The sequence below is a fragment of the Polyangium jinanense genome (genome assembly GCF_028435265.1).
Lineage (GTDB): Bacteria > Myxococcota_A > Polyangia > Polyangiales > Polyangiaceae > Polyangium > Polyangium jinanense.
The window spans coordinates 171,680-194,446 of the sequence record NZ_JAGTJK010000018.1; the positions used below are offsets into that span (position 1 = coordinate 171,680).

At 66.7% G+C, this 22,767-nt stretch carries 23 protein-coding genes; 5 read left to right on the top strand and 18 right to left on the bottom strand.

The window, feature by feature from the left end:
* The first annotated feature begins 82 nt into the window (after window positions 1–82).
* Window positions 83–820 (top strand): arginyltransferase, encoded by a 738-nt coding sequence (locus KEG38_RS28635; protein ID WP_272418666.1) that lies wholly within the window; start codon window positions 83–85, stop codon window positions 818–820.
* Between the two features lie 10 nt (window positions 821–830).
* Here the strand turns inward: KEG38_RS28635 and KEG38_RS28640 are convergent, their stop codons facing one another.
* The 14 genes from KEG38_RS28640 to KEG38_RS28705 form a co-directional block, all read right to left on the bottom strand.
* Window positions 831–1,151: a cytochrome C oxidase subunit IV family protein gene (locus KEG38_RS28640; RefSeq protein ID WP_272418665.1), complete on the bottom strand. Its 321-nt coding sequence runs from the start codon at window positions 1,149–1,151 to the stop codon at window positions 831–833.
* 8 nt (window positions 1,152–1,159) lie between these two features.
* Entirely contained in the window at window positions 1,160–1,792 is a 633-nt protein-coding gene (locus tag KEG38_RS28645) for a cytochrome c oxidase subunit 3 (RefSeq protein ID WP_272418664.1), read from the bottom strand.
* Complete coding sequence (locus KEG38_RS28650) at window positions 1,770–3,437, bottom strand: cytochrome c oxidase subunit I (protein WP_272418663.1); 1,668 nt, start codon at window positions 3,435–3,437, stop codon at window positions 1,770–1,772. The genes KEG38_RS28645 and KEG38_RS28650 overlap by 23 nt, the downstream gene beginning before the upstream one ends.
* Window positions 3,434–4,522, bottom strand: coding sequence for a cytochrome c oxidase subunit II (gene coxB, locus KEG38_RS28655; RefSeq protein WP_272418662.1), 1,089 nt, complete (start codon window positions 4,520–4,522; stop codon window positions 3,434–3,436). Before coxB ends, KEG38_RS28650 begins: the two co-directional genes overlap by 4 nt.
* Entirely contained in the window at window positions 4,519–5,337 is an 819-nt protein-coding gene (locus KEG38_RS28660; RefSeq protein WP_272418661.1) for an SCO family protein, read from the bottom strand. The genes coxB and KEG38_RS28660 overlap by 4 nt, the downstream gene beginning before the upstream one ends.
* Before the next feature lie 56 nt (window positions 5,338–5,393).
* A complete protein-coding gene (locus KEG38_RS28665; protein WP_272418660.1) occupies window positions 5,394–5,774 on the bottom strand; it encodes a hypothetical protein in 381 nt (126 codons plus the stop codon).
* Between the two features lie 2 nt (window positions 5,775–5,776).
* A complete protein-coding gene (locus KEG38_RS28670) occupies window positions 5,777–6,958 on the bottom strand; it encodes a hypothetical protein (RefSeq protein ID WP_272418659.1) in 1,182 nt (393 codons plus the stop codon).
* The gene (locus KEG38_RS55665) at window positions 6,955–7,563 is read right to left on the bottom strand and encodes a c-type cytochrome (protein WP_272418658.1); all 609 of its coding nucleotides are present in this window, start codon (window positions 7,561–7,563) and stop codon (window positions 6,955–6,957) included. Before KEG38_RS55665 ends, KEG38_RS28670 begins: the two co-directional genes overlap by 4 nt.
* Window positions 7,560–8,156, bottom strand: coding sequence for a DUF3341 domain-containing protein (locus tag KEG38_RS28680; RefSeq protein WP_272418657.1), 597 nt, complete (start codon window positions 8,154–8,156; stop codon window positions 7,560–7,562). Before KEG38_RS28680 ends, KEG38_RS55665 begins: the two co-directional genes overlap by 4 nt.
* A 1-nt stretch (window position 8,157) precedes the next feature.
* A complete protein-coding gene (gene nrfD, locus KEG38_RS28685) occupies window positions 8,158–9,507 on the bottom strand; it encodes an NrfD/PsrC family molybdoenzyme membrane anchor subunit (protein WP_272418656.1) in 1,350 nt (449 codons plus the stop codon).
* Window position 9,508: 1 nt separating this feature from the next.
* The gene (locus KEG38_RS28690; protein WP_272418655.1) at window positions 9,509–12,556 is read right to left on the bottom strand and encodes a TAT-variant-translocated molybdopterin oxidoreductase; all 3,048 of its coding nucleotides are present in this window, start codon (window positions 12,554–12,556) and stop codon (window positions 9,509–9,511) included.
* Window positions 12,557–12,566: 10 nt separating this feature from the next.
* A complete protein-coding gene (locus KEG38_RS28695) occupies window positions 12,567–13,214 on the bottom strand; it encodes a cytochrome c3 family protein (RefSeq protein ID WP_272418654.1) in 648 nt (215 codons plus the stop codon).
* Between the two features lie 204 nt (window positions 13,215–13,418).
* Window positions 13,419–14,852: an NADP-dependent phosphogluconate dehydrogenase gene (gnd, locus tag KEG38_RS28700; protein WP_272418653.1), complete on the bottom strand. Its 1,434-nt coding sequence runs from the start codon at window positions 14,850–14,852 to the stop codon at window positions 13,419–13,421.
* Window positions 14,853–15,022: 170 nt separating this feature from the next.
* A complete protein-coding gene (locus tag KEG38_RS28705; RefSeq protein ID WP_272418652.1) occupies window positions 15,023–15,886 on the bottom strand; it encodes a hypothetical protein in 864 nt (287 codons plus the stop codon).
* Window positions 15,887–16,004: 118 nt separating this feature from the next.
* Here KEG38_RS28705 and KEG38_RS28710 point away from each other — a divergent pair, with 118 nt between their 5' ends.
* A complete protein-coding gene (locus KEG38_RS28710; protein WP_272418651.1) occupies window positions 16,005–16,751 on the top strand; it encodes a hypothetical protein in 747 nt (248 codons plus the stop codon).
* On the opposite strand, the gene KEG38_RS28715 is transcribed toward KEG38_RS28710, so the two are convergent.
* The 3 genes from KEG38_RS28715 to KEG38_RS28725 form a co-directional block, all read right to left on the bottom strand.
* On the bottom strand, window positions 16,725–17,375 hold the full coding sequence (locus KEG38_RS28715; RefSeq protein WP_272418650.1) for a hypothetical protein: 651 nt from the start codon (window positions 17,373–17,375) through the stop codon (window positions 16,725–16,727). The two genes, KEG38_RS28710 and KEG38_RS28715, sit on opposite strands and share 27 nt — an antisense overlap.
* Window positions 17,372–18,640 (bottom strand): hypothetical protein, encoded by a 1,269-nt coding sequence (locus KEG38_RS28720; protein ID WP_272418649.1) that lies wholly within the window; start codon window positions 18,638–18,640, stop codon window positions 17,372–17,374. The genes KEG38_RS28715 and KEG38_RS28720 overlap by 4 nt, the downstream gene beginning before the upstream one ends.
* Before the next feature lie 153 nt (window positions 18,641–18,793).
* Window positions 18,794–19,207: a SpoIIAA family protein gene (locus KEG38_RS28725; protein ID WP_272419260.1), complete on the bottom strand. Its 414-nt coding sequence runs from the start codon at window positions 19,205–19,207 to the stop codon at window positions 18,794–18,796.
* A gap of 297 nt (window positions 19,208–19,504) precedes the next feature.
* On the opposite strand from KEG38_RS28725, the gene KEG38_RS28730 reads away from it, so the two are divergent.
* The 3 genes from KEG38_RS28730 to KEG38_RS28740 all read left to right on the top strand — a co-directional run bounded on the left by KEG38_RS28730 (window position 19,505) and on the right by KEG38_RS28740 (window position 21,416).
* Window positions 19,505–19,849 (top strand): helix-turn-helix domain-containing protein, encoded by a 345-nt coding sequence (locus KEG38_RS28730; RefSeq protein WP_272418648.1) that lies wholly within the window; start codon window positions 19,505–19,507, stop codon window positions 19,847–19,849.
* Window positions 19,850–20,089: 240 nt separating this feature from the next.
* Window positions 20,090–20,431 carry a helix-turn-helix domain-containing protein gene (locus KEG38_RS28735; protein ID WP_272418647.1) on the top strand — a complete coding sequence of 114 codons (342 nt, stop codon included), beginning with the start codon at window positions 20,090–20,092 and terminating at the stop codon, window positions 20,429–20,431.
* Between the two features lie 70 nt (window positions 20,432–20,501).
* Complete coding sequence (locus tag KEG38_RS28740) at window positions 20,502–21,416, top strand: phosphoinositide-specific phospholipase C-related protein (RefSeq protein WP_272418646.1); 915 nt, start codon at window positions 20,502–20,504, stop codon at window positions 21,414–21,416.
* 54 nt (window positions 21,417–21,470) lie between these two features.
* Here the strand turns inward: KEG38_RS28740 and KEG38_RS28745 are convergent, their stop codons facing one another.
* Complete coding sequence (locus tag KEG38_RS28745; RefSeq protein ID WP_272418645.1) at window positions 21,471–22,730, bottom strand: MFS transporter; 1,260 nt, start codon at window positions 22,728–22,730, stop codon at window positions 21,471–21,473.
* Between the last annotated feature and the right edge of the window lie 37 nt (window positions 22,731–22,767).

Sequence of the window (22,767 nt, forward strand, 5' to 3'; positions counted from 1 at the left end):
GCAGCCGGACAGCCTCGCGTGACCGGGCTCTGGTGAAGCGCTATCCGTCCGTGCGACACTGCTGCCGAGCCCGATCGCGTCCATGGCCCGCCTGATTCAGCACATCGTCGAACCCCCGCGCGCCTGCTCGTACATCCCGAACGAGCGCGCATCGCTCGAACATCACATCCTGCTCGACGTCGATCCCGAAGAGCTCGACACCCTGCTCGAGCGAGGCGTCCGCCGCTTCGGTCCCGATTACTTCCGCCCCGTGTGCCCGTCCTGCGCCGCGTGCGTCCCGACGCGTATCCTCGCGAGCGAGTTCAAGCCGAGCCGCAGCCAGCGCCGCGCGCGCAATCGCGGCGCGGAGTTTCGTATCGTGGTCGGGCCGCCGCGCGTCGACGCGGATCGGATCGCCCTCTATCACACCTGGCACGCCGACCGGGAGCGCGCGCGGGAATGGACGCCGGGAAAGCTGACCTCGCGCGATTATTTCTATCAATTCGCGTTCCCGCACCCGTCCGCGCGCGAGGTCGCGTATTACGACGACGAGGCCGGCGGGCGCCTCGTGGCGATCGGCATCTGCGACGAGACGCCGCGCGCCTGGAGCGCGGTGTATTGTTTTTACGATCCCGCCTATGCCTGGCGCTCGCCCGGCGTGGGCAACGTGCTCGCGCTCGTGGAGATCGCCCAGAGGCAGGGCAAACCTTACGTCTATCTCGGATATCGCGTCGCGGGCTGCCCGTCCTTACGTTACAAGGCGGCGTTCCACCCGCAGGAGATCCTGCCGCGTTTGCCCGCGGACGGAGAGCCGCCGCGTTGGACGCGGACCGAGGAGTGAATTCTCCGAATCACGGATAGGGGTGCGCGGCAGGATCGGGCCGCGGCGGGAACGTCTTGCGGGTCAACGGATCGGCGGCCGTGAGCGCGACGAGCAGCGCGATGAACAGGAACGTCAGAATGACGATCAGCCTGTTCGCGAAGCGCTGCTCGACGAGGTGCATGAAGATGAACAGCACGACGAACGTCTTCGCGACCGAGATCGCGAGCGCAATGACGAGCTCCGCTTCGCCGAGGCCGAGGCGCGAGATCCCGAACGACAGGAACGTCAGCACGAGCAGGGCGATCCACGAGCCGATGAGCTTGGGTGTGGTGACGTGCGCGCTGATCATGTCGCCTCTCAATCCGTGAGGTAGAAGAGGGGCCAGAGGAAAATCCAGACGACGTCGACGAGGTGCCAATACAGGCCGACATTCTCGACGGCGACGTAGCGATGGGTGCCGTATCTCCCCTTCAAGCAGAGCACGGCCACCGCGGCGAGCATGATCATGCCGGCGATCACGTGCAGGCCGTGCAGGGCCGTCATGAACCAGTAGAGCGTGTACCCGAGGACCACGCCGGCCGGCGGCTGCTCCACGAACGAGTACATCCCGGCGGGGAGCGCGTTCTCGTGAATGTGGTGGGCGTATTCGAAGCCCTTGACCACGAGGAAGACGGCGCCGAACGCGGTCGACAGGGCGAGGAGCCCGGCGGCGAGGCGGGCCTTGTTTTCCCGAATGAAATGGACGCCCAGGGCCACCGTGAAGCTCGACGTGATGAGCACGACCGTGTTCGTCGTCCCGAGCGCCACGCTGTTGTGGTGGAGCGCCTGGACGAACCCGGCCGGGTACATCGCGCGGTAATACGCGTAGGCCGCGAAGAGGGCCCCGAAGAGCAGCGTCTCGCTGCCGAGGAACATCCACATCGCGAGCCGCGCGGCGTGGTCCTGCTTTTCGAGGGTCTCGAATTGCTCAACGAGCCTTTGCGCGCTCACGGGCCACCTCCTCGGAGAGCGTGTATTCGTAGGCCGAACGCTCGATCTCGGGCGTCTCCTCGAAGTTGTGCTTCGACGGCGGGGACGCGGTGATCCACTCGAAGCTGCGCGATCCCCAGGGGTTCGGCCCGGCGCGCTTGCCCCATTTCAGCGCGACGAGGAGGTTACCGAGCGCGAGGATGAGCCCCGCCCCGAGCAGCCAGGCGCCGCCCGTCGAGAGCACGTTGAGCCACTGGTATCGCTCGGGATACGTGAAATACCGCCGCGGCATGCCGCCGTTACCGAGGAGGAACTGGGGCAAGAACGTGAACACGAACCCGATGAACACGGCGACCGAGGTCAAGAGGCCGACGCGCTCGTCGTAGAGCCTGCCGAACATCTTGGGGAACCAGTAATGCGCCCCGGCGAGGAACGATGTCAGCGTCCCGCCGACCATGATGAAGTGGAAGTGGGCGACGACGAAATACGTGTCGTGCCAGTGCACGTCGAGCGATTGCGTCGCCACGGCCACGCCCGTCATCCCGCCGAAGACGAACAGGAAGAGGAACCACAGGAAATACAGCATCGGCGTGGCGAAGCTGATCGCACCCCCGCGCAGCGTCGCGACCCAGGTGAACACCTTGATCGCCGAGAAGATCCCGACGAACATCGAGAGCGCGCCGAAGACGCCCGCGTCGAACTCGCTGAGGCCCGCCACGAACATGTGGTGGCCCCAGGTGAAGAAGCCGATGAACGCGATGCCGAGCGACGAGTATGCGATGGCCCGGTAGCTCGCCGGCTGGTTGTGCGAGAACGAGCAGACGACCTCGCTGATCACCCCGAACGCGGGGAGGATCATGATGTACACGGCCGGGTGCGAATAGAACCAGAAGAGGTGCTGGAAGAGCACCGGGTCGCCGCCGTACCGAGGATTGAAGAGCGTGAGGCCGAACGCGTGATCGAGCGCGATCAGGATGAGCGACATCCCGAGCACGGGCGTCGCGAACAGGATGATGATGCTCGTCGCATACGAGGCCCACACGAAAAGTGGCATCCGGTGCCAGCTCAGGCCCTTCGCGCGCAACGTGTGCGTCGTGACGATGAAATTGACCGACGTCATGATCGACGAGATGCCGTTCACGAAAATGCCGATCCCCATCCAGGTGACGGCCGTCGGCGACGTCGTGCTGTACGGCACGTAAAACGTCCAGCCGGTGTCCGCGCCGCCCGCGAGCATGGCCCCGAGCAGGATGATCGCGCTGAGGACGTAGACGTAGAAGCTCGCGAGGTTGATGCGCGGGAACGCGAGATCCTTGGCCCCGAGCATGATCGGCAGGACGAAGTTGCCGAAGACCGTCGGAATGGCCGGGATCATGAACAACCAGACCATGGTGATGCCATGGAGCGTGAACATCTGGTTGTACGTATTCGCGTCGATGAAGGTCTGCTCGGGCGTGAGCAGTTCCGTGCGGAGCACGAGGGCAAAGACGCCGCCGAGCCCCAAAAAGAGGATCACGCCCACGTAGAACATCAGGGCAATGCGTTTGTGGTCCTTCGTGAGGAGCCACGAGCGCAGGCCGCTGTCCGCGCGCAGATAATCCGGATGGTCCGCGCCGACGCCGAGCGATTCCGGCCTTTCATCGGCGTCGATGGTCGCTTGGCTCATTGCACCCCCTCCTGCGTCTCCGGAACGGTGACCGTGCCCCAGGGCGTCGCGCCTGGCTTCGGGCGCACGTCACGCAGGCTCTTCATGAGCTCGATGATGGCGCCCGCCTGGGCCGGGCGAATCTGGCCAAGGAAACTCGGCATGATGCGCTGATACCCCGCGTGAACGTGCACGAACGGATCCATCATCGACTCGGTGATATACGCCTCGTCGACCTTCGCGCTGCCGCCGCCTTCGAGCGGGACCGTGGTGCCGTAGAGGCCCGCCCAGGTCGGACCGAGGTGCGGCGTGCCGTCGATGGTATGGCAGCGAAAACAGCCGAGCTCGGCCGCGGCCCGTTTTCCCTGTTCAACCATGCTCAGGGGCTCCGGCGGCGCGTATTCCGTGACGGAGGACGGGCGCAGGTCGACCGGGCCCGCCACGGCCGGCTCCGGCGATTTGCCTTGCAGCCAGCGCTCGTATTCCTCGGGCGGGAGCGCGATGACCTCGCCGCGCATGGTCGAGTGGCTGACGCCGCAATACTCCGTGCACAGGATGTCGTACCGGCCCGGCTCCTTCGCCTCGAACCAGAGCGTGGTGAGTCGCCCCGGGAGCACGTCCTGCTTCAGCCGGAAATCCGGCACGAAGAAGCTGTGAATGACGTCACGGGAGGTGAGGATCAGCTTCACGGGCCGCCCGGCGGGGACGTACAGCGTCGAGATGGAGTTCGCGCCCTCTGGATACGCGAATTTCCACATCCATTGTTTGCCCGTGACGTAGATCTCGAGCGCGTTCTCCGGCGGGACGCGGATGGTCATGAATTGCCAGAATCCGATCACCCACCACACGATGAACATGCCGAAGAGGCCGACCACGACCACGGCTTCGAGCCAGATGGCCGGCGTCGCCTCGGGCACGCGGCGCGACGGGTGCTTCTGGACGGCCGTGCGGCGATAGCGGAACAAGAACCACCCGCCGATGAGGGTCACCAGCAAGGCGCCCCCCATCGTCATGATGATGACGAAATAATGGAGCTTGTCGATCTCCTCGGCAATGGTGGACGCCTGCCGCGGCAAAAACAGGATCGTACGGAGCAGCTCGTTCATCGGGGTTCACCCCCTCGTCCCCGGCGCCGATCCCGGCGCCACAACATGCCCAGGGTCGTTCCGACCGTGCACAGAATCAGGAGCGATCCAATGCGGAGAAACCCGGTGATGTACGGCCCGTACCTTCGCGTCGCCGGGTCGTAGCGATAACAGGTGACGAGCACGCGATCGACGATCGTGCCGACCTTGCCCGCCGCAGCCTCGACGAGGGCGAGCCGCAAATCCCACGCGGAGGGCTCGAGCCCGTAGAGGTACCGCGAGATGCGCCCGCCCGGCGCGAGCACCGTGACGACCGCCGGGTGCGCATATTGCTCGGTCGAGGAATCATAGCCATAACGGAAGCCCACGGCGTCCGCCACGGCGCGCGACGCCTCGGCCGTCCCCACGAGGAACCGCAGGCTTTCCGGCTTCGCGCCGAGCTTCTCGGCGAGCGCATCCCTGCGCTTCGCGGCATCGGTCGGCGTATCCTCCGGATCGATGCTGACCGTGACGAGCCGATAATCCTCGCCGGGCGTATACCCCGCCTCCGCGAGGCCCTTCGAAACGCCCGTGAGCAAAAGCGGGCAGAGCATCGGGCAGCGGTAATAAGCGAGCACGAGGAGCACGGGGACATCGCCCGCGAGGAGCTCGCCCGTCTTCACCTCTTCCCCGCGCTCGCCGCGCAGGACGATATCGCGCGGAACGTAGCCGCCGAGGCGCTCGTCGACGTCCGCCTGCCTTGCCGCCATGGGGAGCGCGCGCGTCTCCTCCGCGGCGGCGACCGGCGCGCCCGCGAGCATCATGGAGAGGGCCATGGCCCAGCCGAATCGTCTCACCAAGAGCTCCCCCTAACGCCCACGCCCCCAGAGGGCGCGGCGCTCCTTCGATGCCGCTACCGACCCGCGCCGCTCACGACGAGGTCCATGGCCACGTCAATCGGGACTTGCACCTTGCTGCGATCCTCGCCCACCCATTCGAATCGCTCGATCGATTGACGTTTCGTGAGGTGGACGATCTGCCCTCGCCCGAGGTTCGAAAACAGCTCCTCGTGGACGTTCGAGCGCTCCTTGATGGGGCCGAGGTGCTCCTCGGGATAGACCCCCGAGGGCCGGAGCTCGGCCTCGCGGTACCGTTGAAGCACGTAGGAGACCCCCGTGAGCACGAGGGCGAACGCAATGGAACCCAGGACAGCGTACATGATCAGGCGCGGCGGGAGGACGTCCTCCTCCTGCCTGACGATTCCGTGACGCTTTTCGTGCTCGGGATGGCTCATGGTCAAAGGCTCCCGTACCGGAATGCGGCCTCGAGCGAGGTGTCGTTTTTCGGGACAATCGGGCGACCACGCAGGCGGAACGTGCCGAACGCGAGCGCGGCCCCGCCGACGCAGACGAGCGCGGCGACGTCGAGCCAGTGCACGATGGGCCCCTCGGCGCGCACGGAGGGCATGACGAGCCATTCCATGTCGACCCAGTGCATGAAGAGGATCCAGAGCGCGATCGGCGCGAGCGTGCTCGGCTGCTGCTTGACCCGATACGGGAGCAGCGCGAAGAACGGAATGACGAAACGGCCGGCCGCGACGAGGATGCTGAGCGGGGCGAACTCCCTCATGCGGGGCGCATAAAACGACGCCTCGTGGGGCTTGTTCGTGATCCAGATCAAGAAGAACTGGAAGTACGCGATGTACGCCCAGAAGATCGTGAACGCGAGCAGGAGCCGGCCGAGCGCGTAATAATGGGAGCTGCCCACCCGGGTGAGCATGCCCGCGCGCTGCAGGCCATAGGTCGCGAGCACGAGGAGCGCGAGCGCGCCCAGGAAACCGCCGGCGAACCAGTACACCCCGAACATGGTCGAATACCAGGCAGGAGTGAGGGACATGAGCCAATCGACGCCCGCGAACGTGAACGCGAGCGCGACCGGAGGCAGCCCGAGCGCCGAGAGGGCGCGGAACCGCGGTTTGTCCGTGGCCGCCGGGGCCCAATCCCCGCGCAGCGACCAGCGGCGGAGGAAATACGAGATGCCGAGCCAAACGCCGAAATACAGGAACGCGCGGACGAAGAACGAGGACGTGTTCAGGTACGGCAGCTTGTGCTCGACGAGATGCTGGACTTCGTGTTCGTGGATCGTGGACGGCGACGTCCAGGGATAAATCGTGGTGATGCCGACGGCGATCGGAATGAATCCGATCACGGCGAGCGGCAGGACGCCCGTGACGCCCTCGATGACGCGGCGGAGAGCGACGGGCCATTTCGCGTCCATCGCGTGGACGATCATCAGGAAGATGAGTCCGCCGACGAGCAGGGAGACGAGCCACGCATAGGCCGAGAGGTAGGCGTAGAATGCGTCCCGGCCGTGGGCGACGCCGCCCACGACGAGCGCGATCGCGCCGACGACGAACGCGAGGAAGCCTCCGAGGATGAGCCGACCTCCTCCGGTGAAAATGCTGGGTTCCGTGTTCATCGAAGCTCCTCCTGCATCCGCACGCGGACGGGCTCGGGCAAGACGCCGACGGCGACGCCTTTCGTACGAAGCTGGAGCGCGCGCACGTAGGCGACGACGGACCAGCGCTCCTCGACGCCAAGCTCCTGTCCATAGGTGGGCATGAGCCCGTAGCCCTGGGCAATGGCCTGGTAGACGCGCCCCACGGGGTAATCGAGGACAGGCGCCTCGACAAAGCTCGGAGGCTTGCGCAGCTCCATGTTGTCCGCGACGACACTCACGCCATCGCCGCCCACGCCGTGGCAGGCCGCGCAGAAGACCTCGTAGCGCTCCCGGCCGTGATCCAGCATGGGCCGCGAGAGTGGGATGGGAATGGCCTCGACGAACTTCCCGTCTACCATTCCGCTGATCACCTCGGGCGGGCCGAGAAACCGCTCGCGCGGGACGGTGCCCTCGGGAGGCTCGCGCATGACGCGGCGATCGTCGAAGAACGGTGCCTCCTCGTAATACTCGAAATGCGCCTGGTTCACCATGCGCTCGAAATCACGCTCGGTGCCCGAACTGTTGCAGCTCGCGAGGAGCGGGCACACGGCGAGGACGAGCGGAAGGGCGGCGATGGTCTTCACGACTCCTCTCCCTCCATTCGCTCGAGCCGTTCGTCGAGCTCGGCGTCGGTCGCCGGATGCGCCCCGAGCGGCTCGACGCGGCTCGCGCCGAGCTCCCTGAGCTTGCGCGCGGTCGCCTCGCGATCGAAGGCGGGATCGAGGTCGGAGACGGCCAGGAAAAACTTGTCGATGCTGGCGCGATCGAAGCCCGGCACCTCGAAGATCGGCTGCCACAGGGATGGCAGGCCGGACCAGAGGGCGAGGATGACACAGGCCGAAAGCGCCGAGAAGAGCACGGCCATCTCGAACGTGGCCGGGACGAACGCGGGCGGCGCGTGGGCGGGCCTGCCGCCGGCATTCAGGGGGTAATCGACACCGTCCGTCCACCATTGCACGAGGTAGGCGACCGCGGCCGCCGCGATGGCGAACGGGAACACCACGAATCCGATGCGAGAGCGCCCGCGGCCGATGGCCCGTTCGAGCTCGAGGAGGGGGTACGGCGTGTACCCTTCGAGCCTGCGGTACCCGGATTTGCGGAGCTCGTGGGCCGCCCGGATGATCTGCTCGGGCGTGTCGAACGCGCCGACGATCCCGCTTTGCTGCGTCCTCCGCATTTTAATGTTCCTCCTCGTGCGAGAGCTCGTGCTTGAGCTCTTTCACCTCGGCGAGCGAAACGAACGGGACGAACCGCAAGAAGAGCAGGAAGAGCAGCAGGAAGAATCCCATCGTGCCGAGGTAGATCATCCAATCGACGTATGTCGGAACGAACACGTCCCAGGCCGAGGGCAGGTAATCGCGCTGCAGGCCCATGACGATGATCACGAAGCGCTCGGCCCACATGCCGACGTTGACGAGGAGCGAGACGGTCCAGAGCACGGCGAGGCTATTCCGCGCCTTCTTCGACCAGAAGACCTGCGGGATGACCGAATTGCAGATCATCATCATCCAGAAGATCCAGGCCCAGGGCCCGAAGGGGCGCGCCTCGAAGAACTGGTAGATCTCGTATTCGTCGCCGCTGTACCACGCCATGAAGAATTCGAGGATGTACGAATACGTGACGACCCAGCTCGTCACGAGGACCATCTTGGCGAGGTTGTCGAGGTGCCTCTTCGTGATGACGTTCTCCAGCCGGAACAGGCTGCGCACCGGGATCACCAGGGTGAGCACCATGGCGAACCCCGAAAAGATCGCGCCGGCGACGAAGAACGGCGGGAAGATGGTGGAGTGCCAGCCGGGCACGAGCGTGATAGCGAAGTCCGAGCTCACGATCGAGTGCACGGAGAGCACGAGCGGGGTCGAGAGACCCGCGAGCAGGCCATAGACGACGCGATAATGGCGGTAGGAGCTCGACGCGCCGGTGAACCCGAGCGCGAAGATGCCGTAAATGAATCGCTTCGCCCGGGTCGGCGCGCGATCACGCATGGCCGCGAGGTCCGGGATGAGGCCCGTGTACCAGAAGACGAGCGAGACCGTGAAATAGGTCGAGATGGCCGCGGCGTCCCAGGGGAGCGCGCTCTTGAATTGCGGCCAGACGCCCATGGTGGATGGGTACGGGAAGATCCAGTAGGCGAACCACGGTCGCCCGAGGTGGAGGACCGGGAACATGGCGGCCTGGAGAATGGCGAAGAGCGTCATCGCCTCGGCGAAGCGGTTGATGCTCGTACGCCATTTCTGCTCGAAGAGCAGGAGCACGGCCGAGATGAACGTGCCCGCGTGGCCAATACCGACCCACCAGACGAAGTTGATGATGCCGAACCCCCAGGCGACCGGGATGTTGTTTCCCCACATCCCGATGCCGTACATCACGGTGAGCGTGATCCCGGTGAACAGAAACAACGTGCCGATGATGGCGACGAGGAAACCGATTTTCCCGAGCCTTCTCCACGGCCGCCAGGCGGTCGAGAGGAGCTGGTCGGAGAGCTCGGCGTCCGTGGGGCGCCCGATGAAGACCGGCTCCGTGGCCATATCAACCCACCTCCGGGTTCGGGTTCTTGATCGTGGCGAGGTATCGAATGCGTGGAAGCGTGCCGAGCTCGTGCAGGACGCCAAAGCTGCGCGGCTCCTCGCGCCAGCGGACCATGTCGGTCTCCTTGTGCGCGAGCGACCCGAACCGAATGGCGCGCGTCGGGCACGCGTCCGCGCAGGCCGTCGTGACCTCGCCCGGGCGAATGGCGCGGCGCTCGATGCTAGCGTCGATCTCGGCGCGCCGGATGCGCTGCACGCAGAACGTGCACTTCTCCATCACGCCGCGCTCGCGGACGGTGACGTCGGGGTTTTTCTGGAGCGTACGGATGTCGCCGTTGAACCCGGGCTTCTCCTCCATCCAGTCGAACCAGTTGAACCGCCGCACCTTGTAGGGGCAGTTGTTCGAGCAGAACCGCGTGCCGATGCAGCGGTTGTAGACCATCTCGTTGAGCCCGTCGGGGCTATGGACGGTGGCGTTCACCGGGCAGACGTACTCGCACGGCGCCTTTTCGCAGTGCTGGCACAGCATCGGCTGATGCACGACCTCCGGGGTGTCGACCTCGCCCGTGTGATAGGTGTCGATGCGGAGCCAGTGCATTTCGCGGCTCCGGAGGACGCCCTCCCTGCCCACGACGGGGATGTTGTTCTCGGCCTGGCAGGCGACGACGCACGCGCTGCAGCCCGTGCAGATCGACATGTCGATGCTCATCGCCCACTGGTCGCCCTTGAAATCGTCCGCGGGCAGGATCGAGAGCACGGGGCCCTTCTGCCCGCGCGTGAACTCTGGTTTGTCGCGGTATGCTTCGAGCGTCGTGGCCAGAGCGATCGGCCGGTCGTGGAGCTCCCAGTGCTTCTGGGTCTGCGCGAGGGTGTGTTTCTCGCCCGTGGGCCGCACGGACGCGCCGTCGAGGAACGAGCGGCCCTGGCGGCGGAGGGGCTGGACGTTTTTCCCGACGCCCTCGGCGACGGGCAATGCCGCCCCGCGGCCGTACCCGAGGCGCAAGGAAATGGCCCGATCGGCGTGGCCCGCCAGGACGAACACCGGCAAAACGATGGTCGTGGCCGGCGGGGGGCTCGTCGTGACCGCGGGCACGGTGGGATCGAACCCGGGCAGCGTGATTTCAATGAGGTCGTCGTTCGCGACGCCGAGCTCGCTCGCCGTGCGGACGCTCATGAGCGCCGCATTGTCCCAGGTGATCTTGGTCGTTGGATCGGGCAGCTCCTGGAGCCACGGGTTGTTCGCGAACCGGCCGTCGTGAACCTTGGAATCGTGGTAAAACCCGAGCTCGTACCGGTCGGGCGCGGGTGCGGGCGCGGCGGCGAGGGTCGCGAGGGCCGCTGCGATCCCAGGCGGCGCGAGCTCGGCCCGGACAACGGGGGCCTCGGAGCCGGGCAAAAAGCCGCGGCGCAAGGTCGCCTCCCAGTGCGCCTCGAAATCGGTCTCGCCGAGCAGCGTCCGCCATTGCTCACGTACGAGGGCGTGCGCGCTCGGGTAGATGTCGCCGAGCAGAGTCGCGAGGATCTCCACGTCCGTGCGGCCGCCGAAGAGCGGACGGATGAGCGGCTGCACGACGGACGCTGTCCCGTCCCCCGCGCGGGCATCGCCCCAGGCTTCGAGGTAATGTGTCTCCGGGACGAACCACGTCGTCCGCGCGCCGGTCTCGTCCGCGTAGAGGCCAAGGTAAAAGCTCTGGCGGACGCTGCCGAGCGCCCCGGCAAAATCGAGGTCGCCCGGCGCGGTGTAGACGGGGTTTCCTCCCAGGATGACGAGCGTGTCGACGGCGCCGGCGCGCATTTCGGCGACGAGCGCCGCGAGGTCCTGCCCGGCCGCGGCAGGATTCCAGAGAATGGGATCGGTCATGGAGACCGTGGAGCCGAAGGCGCCTAGGACGGAGTTCACGAGCGCGCCGAGCGCGTGGACGTGCGCGGGTTGCCGGTCGCCGACGATGACAAGGCCGCCTTTCCCCGCGCGGACGAGGTCCCTCGCAATAGCGCCGACGAGGGCGCGCTCTTCACGGCCGAGGAATGGGCGGAGCGCCATGATGATATCGGGCGAGACGGCCGAAGGGGGCTTACCGCCGAGGAGGATCTCGGCGGCGAGGGCCGCGGCGAACGTGCCGATCTCGCTCGATCGCCGGCGCAATTTGTGATCCGCGACCGTGCCCGTGCAGCTCGGCATGCTCTCGACGACGTAGAGCCGGTTCATCGTGGGGTTCGGCCAGCCCGGGCGGCGGCGCTCGGCGAAATGGCGCGAGTGCCGCAAATGCATGCCCTGCCCGTCGAGGAAGTCCGAATCGAGCGAGACGATGACCGAGGCGTTCCGGAGGTCGAGTTGCGGCACCAGCGGGCGGCCGAAGGCGAGCGCGGCCCCTTGCGCGGCGGCGCCCGTCTCGGTCGACGAATGCACGGTGACGCGCGCGGCCGGATATGCCGCGAGAAGCCGGCCGAGCTGGCTCGCAAGGAGCGGCGAGGCCGTGGGCTCGATCAGAATGCGGAGGCCGGCGCCCCGATCGGTGCGCGGACGTGCGAGCTCCGTCGCGAGCGCATCCCACGACGTGAGCGCGCCCTTCTGCATGACGGCCCGCGCGCGGTACGGATCGTAAAGGCCGAGGATGGACGCCTGCTCGAGGACGCCCGCCGCGCCGAGGCTGGCCGGATGCTCGGGGTTGCCTTCGATCTTGATGGGTCGCCCTTCGCGGCTCTCGACGAGCAGGCCCGTCGCGAATCCGTCGAGGGTCATGCTCGTCGCGTAATACTTGGACAGACCCGGCGTGACCTCGGGCGGACGGATCGTGTAGGGCAGGATCTTCTCGACGGGGTCCTTGACGCAGCCCGTGACGCCCGCGAGCGCCATGCTGGCGCCGAGGAGCTTCAAGAAGTTGCGGCGCGAGGGTTCGTCCGGACGCTCGTCCGCCCCCTCGGGAAACTCCCTTTGCCTGTCCTCCGGCGGCGACCCCTCGGACACGAGCTCGGCGAGGCTGCGCCAGTAATCGCGGCCCGTCTTGCCTGCGAGGATCCTCTCCCAGAGCGCGCGTACGTCGTTGCCCAAAGGTGCTCTCCTATCGATGGCAGGCGGTGCAGTTGGTGACGCTTCGAACGCCGTATTCGCGGACCAGGTACGGCCCGAGGGTGCTTTGATCCGCGGCCTTCCACGTCATGTCGGTGACCCGATCGAGCGGCCGGACGAACTTCTCCGGCTGCCTGTGACAATCGAGGCACCAGTTCATGCTCAGGTCGGCGAACTGGTAGACGCGGCCCATCTCGTCGACGCGCCCGTGGCAACTGACGCACCCGACGCCCTTGTTCACGTGGATCGCGTGATTGAAGTAGACGAAATCAGGGACGTCGTTGACGCGATTCCACGGAATGGGCAAACCCGAGAAGTAGCTCCGCCGGACGGGCTCGAGCATGGGGCTCTTGTTCCAGATCTGGTTGTGGCAACCCATGCAGAGGTCGGTCGAGGGGATCCCGGCCGTGGCGGATACCGTCGCCTCCTTGTGACAATAGAGGCAATCGATACCGTCATCCTGGACGTGATGCCGGTGATCGAACTCGACGGGTTGATCGACCGGATCGAGCTGCTTTCGCCAGTTCGGCGTGCGCACCCAGATCATGGGAGCGGCCACGAGCGTGAAGGCGCCGCCCACGATACCGATGAGCGCGATCCGGAAGGCCGTATTGGTCCAGGGACGAAAGAGTGCCGCCATCCTCGTGCCTTCTCGGACGTCCGCACGGCGAGCGCGCCGCGGGCGCATCCAGCAGCATTCGATGGGAATCAGGGGGGCGGCGTTGCTGCTTTCCTGGGCGAACGAGCGGCCGATAGAGAGAACGAGCAGGCAGGCAGGCGAGCGGAGAGGAGCGAAAACGAGCGGCGGGGCGACCGGACGGGTGCGGGGAAGCCCCTACTTCGCTCAGCCGACGAGCGAGGGCCAGTCGGTGTGCACGGCGCCGAGCTCGGGTTTGTCGACGCGCTCGTAGGTATGGGCGCCGAAGTAATCGCGCTGGGCCTGGGTGAGGTTCTGCGGGAGGCGCGCCGAGCGATAGCTGTCGTAATAGGCGAGGCTCGACGAGAACGCGAGGCAAGGAATGCCGAGGCTCTGCGCGAACGCGATGGCCTTGCGGAAACCGGGCTGCGATTTCGCCATCGCCTCGCGGAACCGGTCGTCGAGGAGCAGGCTCGGCAGGTCGGGGCGCTTCGCGTAGGCCTCGCGAATGCCGTCGAGGAACTGGGCGCGGATGATGCAACCGCCCTTCCAGATGCGGGCGATCTCGCCGAGCGGCAGGTCCCAGTGGAAGGTGTCCGAGGCGGCACGGAGGAGGGCCATGCCCTGCGTGTAGGAGCAGATCTTCGCGGCATAGAGGGCGTCGTGCACGGCCGTGACGATTTCGTTCTCGTCGCCCTGGAATGCGCCGGGCCGAGGCCCTTCGAGGACCTTCGCGGCCTCGATTCGCTCGTTTTTCTTGCCCGAGAGGAGGCGCGCCATGATGGCGGCGTCGATCGTGGGAATGGCGACGCCGAGGTCGAGCGCGACCTTGGACGTCCAGAGGCCCGTGCCCTTCTGGCCCGCCTTGTCCAGGATGAGGTCGACGAGCGGCGCGCTGGTCTCGGAGTCCTTGGCGCGGAAGATCTTGGCCGTGATTTCGATCAGGAACGAGGAGAGGACGCCCTCGTTCCAGCGCGCGAAGACCTCGGCGAGGCGATCGGCGGAGAAGCCGAGGCCACGATGGAGGATGTCGTACGCCTCGGCGATGAGCTGCATGTCGCCGTATTCGATGCCGTTGTGGACCATCTTGACGAAATGGCCCGAGCCGCCGGGGCCGATGTACGTGACGCACGGGCCGTCGTCGACCTTCGCCGCAATGGCCTCCCAGATCGGGCGAATCTCCTCGTAGGCCGCGCGCTCGCCGCCGGGCATGAGCGAGGGGCCCCAGAGCGCGCCCTCCTCGCCGCCGGAGACGCCCGAGCCGAGGAAACGAATGCCCGATGCGCCGAGCTCGCGCTGGCGGCGCTCGGTGTCCTCGTACCAGGAATTGCCGCCGTCGATGATGATGTCGCCGGGCTCGAGGTACGGACGGATCTGGTCGACGGTCCAATCGACGGGCTGGCCCGCTTTCACGAGCAGGATGATCTTGCGCGGACGTTCGAGGACACGCGCGAGTTCGGCCGGGCTGTGCGCCCCGAAGAAACGGAGACCCTTCGCGCGCGTGGCGAGCAGGTGGTCCACCTTCTGGGGTTCGCGGTTGTAGACGGCGATGGGAAAACCATGCCGCTCGATGTTGAGGGCGAGGTTTTCTCCCATCACCCCGAGGCCGACGAGGCCGATCTTCGCTTGCGCCGCTTCCATGTCCTCCTCCGATTCCGGGTTCCCTCCCGGGCGGCGCTACTCTAGCAGGTTGCCCGGGAGGTGTCTCCGGCGGAGGACGACGCTTTGAGGCGACAGGCGACGGGCCGCGGGGGGCGGTATGTGGGAAGGAGCAGTGGGGAGGGCCGAGGAATGCTACCGCCGCGCGGACGTCACATCCCGTCGCAGATCGGCGCGGGCGTGGTGCAAGTGCTCGTCATCGAGTCGCACGTGCCGCTGCACTCGTCGGGCGTTACGCACGCCTCGCCGTCGGCCTTCCTGGCCGTGCAGACGCTGGTCACGGAGTCGCAATACGAGTCCTTGCACTGACTGAAGCCAGCGCACGCCTCGCCGACGGCTTTCTGCGCGGCACACATGCTCGTCTGGAAGTCGCAATAATTCGTGGCGCAGTCGTCGTCGAACTCGCACGCCGCTCCGGCCGCGCCGCGCGGCTGGCACTTGCCGAGCTCCGTATCGGTATCGCCCACGCACACGGAGTCGGCGCCCGCGCACTCGTCGTCGCCACTGCAATCGCCGCCGTCGGCCACCTTGCCGATGAAAACGCTCTGGCATTCGGGGTCGGACTCGAAAGGATCGCCGTTGATCACGGTGCAGGATCCCTCGAGCTTGTCGAGACAGCTCGCCGCGACATATCCGTCGTACTCCATGCGGCCCTCCCCGACGGCCTTCTTCAGGCGCGGGAGCACGAGCATGTCATAAATGCCCTTGAAGGTCTGCGCGCACTCGGCCTCGTTCTGAGGCTTGGGGGTAATGCCCTCGAACGCCTTGTCCTGTTCGGCCATCGTGCAACAGGAGTAGACCAGCCCGCAGTACAACTTGGCGGTCGCGGTGCCGATGTCGTCGATGGGGATGAGGACGTCGCCGCCGCCGCCGCCGCCGCCGTTTCCGCCGTTTCCGCCGTTTCCGCCGCCGCCGCCGGGGCCGCCGGTCGTATTGTTCGAGTCGTCGCTGCAGCCGATGAGGGAACCCACGCCGGCGAGGGCCAGCATGATCAAGGAAGTCACAAAACGTTTCATGTTCGTCTCCTGCCCAGGGCCGAGCCCGGGGGGCCGGTCCCGTGGGCGACTCGTGGCTAGCACGCATGAGGCGCGATGGAAAGCCCGAGCAAGAACGAAGGCGTGCTAGGCTTCGAAGGTGAACTTTCTCCTGCACAGGCACCTCGCGGAGGCGCATACGGGCTCACGCGCGGCGGGCGCGGGCGCGATGCTGCCGGACCTCTGGCGAATGGCGGACAGGCGCGTGCGGCCGTGCCGTCCCGTCGAGATGGGCGGCTTGCTCGGAGGCCGGCTCGCGGAGGTGCTCGTGGGGATCCGGCACCACGTGGCGGTCGACCATTGGTTTCACGGCGATCGCGTCTTCCTCGAAGGGGAGAAGCTCGTCGCGGCGCGCATTCGCGAGGCACAGCTCGAGGCGAAACGAATGGGGCTGCTCGCGCACGTCACGTGGGAGATGTGCCTGGACGGCGCGCTCCTCCGGCGCGCGGGTTTCGAGGCGACACGCGCGGCCCTCACGGAGGGGTTTTTGGCGATCGAGGGCGATTTCGAGCCCGCCGCGACGATGCACCATTTCGGTACGCACGAGCGGACCGCGGAGGAGCGCGCCGCGTTCGACGCGCGGATGAAACGGCTCCGCGCGGAAATCGAGCGGGGGCCGTGGATCGAAGGGTATCAATACGGCGAGGGGGTCGCGATTCGCGTCTCCGGGGTGCGCGCGCGGCTCGGGCTCGCGCCGCTCGACGCGGCCGATCACGCGCGGCTCGGGCAGGCGCTCGACGGCGTGGCGCACGAGGCCGACGCGATTCTGGAGGAGATCCTGCGAGCACCCTCGCCCCTCGGCGATGGACGAGTCCGGCCCTCAGCGGCGCTTGCGCTTGGGGCCTGATCTCCGGAACGGGAAACGAAAACGCGGCTTTTGATCGATCCGTTCGCCCTCGCGGAGCCACGCGAAGGGGTCGGCGAAGCCGGCCATCCAGGGCAAACGCTTGTAGGCGAGGAAGACGAGCTCGCCGCCGCGGATGCCGGCGTCGAGGCGATCCTGCCAGGCACCGAGGAGCCGCGGATCGAGATCTGGGTTCGTCGAGAAAAACGAGCCTTCTTCGATGCGCTCGGGAAAGCGGAAGCAGACGCCGCCGGAGACGCAGACGGGGTGAAAGAGCGTGGCGGCGATCCGCGCGATGGCCCCGGCGCGCTCGCCTTCGGGGAGCGCAAGCACGTCGAGGCTGTCTCGCGAGACGATGACGAACACGAACGAACGGCCCTCGACGATCGAGAGGTGGAGGTCGTCCACGTCGTATTCGTGGCGCAGAAAATCCGGCGCGGCCTTGGTGGCGCGATGGACCAGGCGCCGGACGGGACGGGCGGCGTCGTAAGGGCTTTTTCCCTGGGCAAACAGGGTGCGGGCCCAGTGCCTCGATTCGGCGAGGGCCTGGCCGGGCACGTCGGCGCGGCCGTCGAGATCGTCGAAGCCCTCGGATTGCGCGGTTTCGATGTCGTCGAGCCATTTCATGAGATTCGCCTCGCAAAACGACGAAAAAACGAGCGGATGCGGTCGCGCGCGGTTTCACGGGGCGGCGATGCCTCGCCGTTCCGGTATCGCCGCACGATCTTCTCGACCCGAAATCCCTCGTCCGGGAGAAACTCGACCCAGACGAGGCCCCAGAAGACCTTGAGGATGTCGTGCTTGGAGGAGAGGACGCCGACACCGCCACAATAATAACGCGTCGTGCCGCCGTGCGAGAATTCGAGGCACGCCTCGTATCGGTTGAGGCCGGGGCTCACCTTACCGTCGGGCAGGCGGGTATGCGAGGGCGGGTAGGTTTTTCCTTCCACGACCGGGCCGTCCACGAGCGCCGCGGAGAGGCGCTTTTCGCCGACCTGTATCGTCTTCGACAAACCCGCGCGAGGCTCCTTCTCCCAATCGGCGACGAGGGGCTTTTCGCCGTTGCCCTGATCCGGATCGGCCCAGACGACGAGCATGCGCGCCTCGCCCGGCGCGCCGATCTGCGCGAGCATGCCCCGCACGAGGCGCACGATGGCCTGGCACTCGCCCGAGGCGGCGACGTAATCGACCATCGGCCAGGCGCCGCCGACTTCGTTGAAATAACGCGGGTGGTCGTACTCCGCGGGCACGTCGGGGTTCGGGAGGAGAGCGTAATACGGGAATCGGCGCAGGAAGCTCTCGACGATGGCGTGCGGATCCAGGCTGTTCGCCTGCTTCGCCCATTCCACGGCCTTCGCCACGCGCCGCGGGGTCGCGCCGTCTTCCTTGTAGGGCGCGATGGGCGTGGAGCGCGGCGGCCCCATCGTGACGAGCATGGGAATGGATGTGACGGCGGGCGCGACGATCGCGGCCTCGGACGCGGACCAGCGCACGTCGAACGAGAGATCGTCGAGCTTGCGCGCAAGCGGATTGTCGGATACGAGCGTGATCACCGACGTCCCGGGAGAGACCGGAAGGGTTTGTCGAAATTGGATCCCTCCCGGACCCTCGCCCTTCAGGGTGGCGGGGCCAGGCAGCACCGCGGCCGCGTCGAGGGTGAGCGAAAGGCGGACCTTTTCGCCGAGGGTATGGCTCACGGGGACGTGGGACGCGGGCGTCCATTCGGGCTCGGGGCAGTCGTGATCGGAAAAGCGCCAGCCGCTCGGCTCGTCGCAGCCGCGGAGCGTGCCGTGATCGGAGTCGACCCGGATCGATTCGATTCGAATGGTGCTTTCCGGCCTCGGCGCGGACGTATCCCATCCGCGCGGCGGCGCGCCGCTCGGCTCCCCCACGATGGCCTCCCGGGGCGCGAGGCCAGACCGGAAGAGCCACAGGCCTCCGGGCCGCTACGCCGCCCTCACGGGAAACCTCCGGTCGAGCCCCCCCGATCGTCAACTGCCGGGAGGGCGGGCCGAGCTGCGTTTGCGAATGCGGAGAATTCGAAATCAGCGAAGGGCGGCGTGTTTCTTCCGCTCGGCTTCGAGGTAAGCGCGGCCTTCCTCGGCGGTATCGAAGAACGCGAGCGGCACGCCGTGCCTGAGGAGCGCGTCCGTGGCGCGGTTCAGCATCGTCCCGAGGACACGCACGGGGAAGGACGCGCCGACGGCGGCGACGCCGCGGATTGCCTTGGCGCCCTTGGCCTCGCGGACGGCCCAGACGCGCGCGTCGCGCGTCACGGAGATCGAGTGCGCCCTGTCGAAGAGGCAATAGACCGCGGGCTCGTCGCGGCTCATCTCGTCGATGCGCGCGTAGAGGGCCTTCATGTCGTCCCGCGTGACCTCGCCGGTCCAGCGCACGACGAGGATCGCTCCTTCTCGTCGGGACCCGTGCGCCCCCATCCGCTCGAAGCCGGCATCCATGTTCGCCACGACGGAACGAAGATACACGCTCGCACGTGGTGATGGAAGGAGGCCGGTCCCCTGACGAACAATGTCCTACCACTCACAATTCGCGCGTGACGAGTTCGTCCAATGGATGCAAGATGGACGCGTTCGATGGGTTCGGCGCGGCGCGGAGAAGTCGCCGGCGCGCCCGATCTCGCGATCGAGTCTTTCGCAGCGAGGACGGAGAGACGTCCTCGTGAAACCTCAGAGATCCCGGCACAGGAGGGCCGGTCGGGGATCCTTTTTTCCGGGTCGCCCGAGAACCATATCATCATGCCGCGACGAACCGTTCCCGAGCCGTTTGCACTGAAGGTCGGCACCCGTATCCGTGAGCTGCGCAAGGAGCGCGGATTGTCGCTCGGCAAGCTCGCCGACGCCTGTTATCTGTCGAAGGGCCATCTCTCGAGCGTCGAGCACGGGCTCGCCGCCATCACGATCCAGACGATCGAGCGGCTCGCGCTCGGCTTCGGCGTGCCCCCGCTCTACCTGCTCACGTTCGCCGCGGACGACGAGCGCGCGAAGACGGCGGAGCTGCTCCGCGAGATGTCGAACGCCGACGTGCGCAAGATCCGCCGCCGGATCCAGGAGGAGACCGGCATCCGCGTCAAGCGCAGCTAGGACAAAATTCGTCCCACCGTGCCCCGCGCGCCGCGTCACGGCGCGTCGGGCACGGTAGGACGTAAAACGTCCGATCGAGGACCATTTTTTGATTCTCCGTGCGTCCGAGGACGTGCATGATGGCTGGCCCCGTGAGATCCGGCCGATTCACGCGGGGACTTCCATTTCGACGAACTTACGACTTGCCGGCGTGTTTCGCCGGTCGGGCCGCGCTTTTTTGGCCCGAGAAAGACGAGGACCATGCCCCGACGATCCGTTCCCGATCCGTTTGCGATGCAGGTGGGCGCCCGTATCCGTGAGCTGCGCCTCGAGCGAAACATGTCCCTCGCCGCCCTCGCGGACGCGAGCGCACTGTCGAAAGGCCACCTCTCGAGCGTCGAGCACGGGCTCGCCGCCATCACGATCCAGACGATCGAGCGCCTCGCGCTCGGCTTCGACGTGCCGCCGCTCTACATCCTGACCTTCCCGGCCGAGGACGAGCGCGCCCACGTGGCGGAGCTCCTGCGGCAGCTCTCGAACGCCGACGTCAAGAAGATCCGCCGGCAACTCCAGGTGGATCTCGGCATCAAGAAGGCGCGCTGAGGGGGTTTGGGGGCATAGCTCGGCTCTGCCGAGCGGAGCCCCCAAGCGTCGAACGCTGTACTTCTCGCAGGTGACGATCCCGTGTACGCTCGCGGGCGTGCACGGGACACGCTTTTCGCTTCACGCTTTGCTTTGGACCGCTTCCTTCGGGCTTTTCGCCTGCGGCTCCGGGGATCCGGCGAATCCGGACCCGGGGCCCGAAAAGCCCCCACCGCCCTCCGAATGCAACGGCCGCGCAGAGCTCTGCGACAGGCCCTTCGATGCGGTGGCGTTCCCCGCGACGCACAATGCCATGTCCTCGTTCGAGCTCGGCTGGGCCGCGCCGAACCAGAACTTCGGCATGAAACGCCAGCTCGAAGACGGCATCCGCGCGATGTTGATCGATACGCACCGCTGGAACGAGGATCTCTATCTCTGCCACTCGATCTGCGAGCTCGGGCATACGCTCCTCGTGGACGCGCTCGTCGAGATGCGCGTCTTCCTCGACGCACACCCACACGAGGTGGTGACGCTCATCATCCAGGACGGCATCACGCCCGACGAGACGGCGGGCGTGTTCGAGAAAGCCGGGCTCGCAGGTCGCACGTACGCGCATGAGGACGGAGCCCCCTGGCCGACGCTGCGGGAGCTTTTGCTCGACGGAAAGCAGCTCGTCGTGGGCGCCGAGGACGAGGGGCCGCCGCCCGCGTGGTATCACCACTTCTGGGACATCGCCTGGGACACGCCGTATTCGTTCGAGAGCGTGGAGGACTTCAACTGCGCGCCGAATCGGGGGACGCAGGGGAACGATCTGTTTCTCTTGAACCACTGGATCGGGCCGCTCCCGACGCCCGAGCGGGGCGAGACGGCGAACGCGTACGAGGTGCTGTCGGCGCGGGCGAAGAAATGCCAGACGGAGGGCGGGCAGATCCCGAATTTCGTGGCCGTCGATTTTTACGATCTCGGCGCGCTGTTCCAGGTGGTGGACGAGCTGAACGGGTTTTAACAGCGGTACGCGGCGGCGTGCCGCTCACCATACCCCGTCTCCCCCCTGACTCCCCTACCCCTGCTCCGAAGCCAGCGCCGCCTGCTTGTGCAACATCAACGCGACACCGAGCAACATCGCCGCCCCGGCCGCGGCGCCGAGAAACGGTGAAATCGGCGCCACGCGGTTGTACATGAAGCCCCACGTGACGGGCCAGATCGTACGCGCCCAGCTCCCCGTCGATTGCGCATAGCCGAGCACCGTGCCCCGCTGGTCCTCCCGCGCGAACTTCGACGCCAGCGACGAAATGGACGGGTTGTTGATGGCCACGCCCACGCCGATGAGGACATTCGCGAGGACCATCATCCACGAATGCATCGAGAACGCCGCGAAGAGCAAGCCCGCGAGCATGAGCGCGGCCGCACACTCGACCAGCGTGAGCTCGCTGAAACGCGCCGAGAGGCGCTTGATCAAAAAGCCCTGGATCACGACCCCGGATACGCCGAAGATCGCGAACATGTAGCCGACCTGCTCACCCGTCCACCCGAAACGATCATGCGAGAGGAGCGGGAACGCGACGTTCAGGACCGTCATGGCCATGAACGTCAAGAAATACATCTGCAGGATCGTGACGACGCGTTTGTCGGAGACGATTTCCGTGAAGGTCGCCTCCTTCCGGGGCTCGTCCCGCGTGGGGCCACGATAGGCGTCGTGCCCGCCGCGCTCGGGCTCGCGCACGGGACGCGTCTCCGGCATGAGCGCCGCCGCGAGGATCAGGTCGGCCAGGGCCATCACGGCCGCCGCGATCGGCGGCGCCCAGGTCGCGATCTTGGCCGTCATGCTGCCGATCACCGGCCCCATGATCATCCCGAGCCCGATCCCCGCCCCGAGCCGCCCCATGGCCGCCGCGCGATCCTTTTTGTCCGTCACGTCCGCGATGGCCGCCTGACACGCGGCCAGGTTGCCCGCCGTCGCCCCCGCGAGCACACGCGACACGAACAGGCACCAGAGCACCTGGTAGTGCACCGCCGCCGCGAAGAGCACCATGCTCGCCGCATTGCCGAGCAGGCTCAGCACGATGACCAAACGCCGGCCGAACCGATCGGACAAACGCCCGAGGTACGGCGTCGCCAGCGCCTGCGCCAGCGAATAACTGCTGATCAGCATTCCCGTGACGGTGCCCGACCACTCTTCGGACACCATCGGCTTCACGTAAAACGGCAAGAGCGGAATCGTGATCCCGAACCCGACGAGGTCGAGGAACACGGTCAGGACGACGACGAAGAGAACGCGGTCGCGCACCTTCTCGCGCGAGGCCGCTTCGGCGGTGGACATGGCTGTATCTGGCATCGGGAGGGACGTGAGGGGGCGC

Coding starts and splice junctions, on each gene's coding strand:
- KEG38_RS28670 (WP_272418659.1), bottom strand. CDS start 6,958: ATGAACACGGAACCCAGCATTTTCACCGGAGGAGGTCGGCTCATCCTC.
- KEG38_RS28735 (WP_272418647.1), top strand. CDS start 20,090: ATGCCCCGACGATCCGTTCCCGATCCGTTTGCGATGCAGGTGGGCGCC.
- nrfD (WP_272418656.1), bottom strand. CDS start 9,507: ATGGCCACGGAGCCGGTCTTCATCGGGCGCCCCACGGACGCCGAGCTC.
- coxB (WP_272418662.1), bottom strand. CDS start 4,522: ATGAACGAGCTGCTCCGTACGATCCTGTTTTTGCCGCGGCAGGCGTCC.
- KEG38_RS28665 (WP_272418660.1), bottom strand. CDS start 5,774: ATGAGCCATCCCGAGCACGAAAAGCGTCACGGAATCGTCAGGCAGGAG.
- KEG38_RS28730 (WP_272418648.1), top strand. CDS start 19,505: ATGCCGCGACGAACCGTTCCCGAGCCGTTTGCACTGAAGGTCGGCACC.
- KEG38_RS28745 (WP_272418645.1), bottom strand. CDS start 22,730: ATGTCCACCGCCGAAGCGGCCTCGCGCGAGAAGGTGCGCGACCGCGTT.
- gnd (WP_272418653.1), bottom strand. CDS start 14,852: ATGGAAGCGGCGCAAGCGAAGATCGGCCTCGTCGGCCTCGGGGTGATG.
- KEG38_RS28640 (WP_272418665.1), bottom strand. CDS start 1,151: ATGATCAGCGCGCACGTCACCACACCCAAGCTCATCGGCTCGTGGATC.
- KEG38_RS28680 (WP_272418657.1), bottom strand. CDS start 8,156: ATGCGGAGGACGCAGCAAAGCGGGATCGTCGGCGCGTTCGACACGCCC.
- KEG38_RS28705 (WP_272418652.1), bottom strand. CDS start 15,886: ATGAAACGTTTTGTGACTTCCTTGATCATGCTGGCCCTCGCCGGCGTG.
- KEG38_RS28715 (WP_272418650.1), bottom strand. CDS start 17,375: ATGAAATGGCTCGACGACATCGAAACCGCGCAATCCGAGGGCTTCGAC.
- KEG38_RS28725 (WP_272419260.1), bottom strand. CDS start 19,207: ATGGATGCCGGCTTCGAGCGGATGGGGGCGCACGGGTCCCGACGAGAA.
- KEG38_RS28650 (WP_272418663.1), bottom strand. CDS start 3,437: ATGAGCCAAGCGACCATCGACGCCGATGAAAGGCCGGAATCGCTCGGC.
- KEG38_RS28635 (WP_272418666.1), top strand. CDS start 83: ATGGCCCGCCTGATTCAGCACATCGTCGAACCCCCGCGCGCCTGCTCG.
- KEG38_RS28695 (WP_272418654.1), bottom strand. CDS start 13,214: ATGGCGGCACTCTTTCGTCCCTGGACCAATACGGCCTTCCGGATCGCG.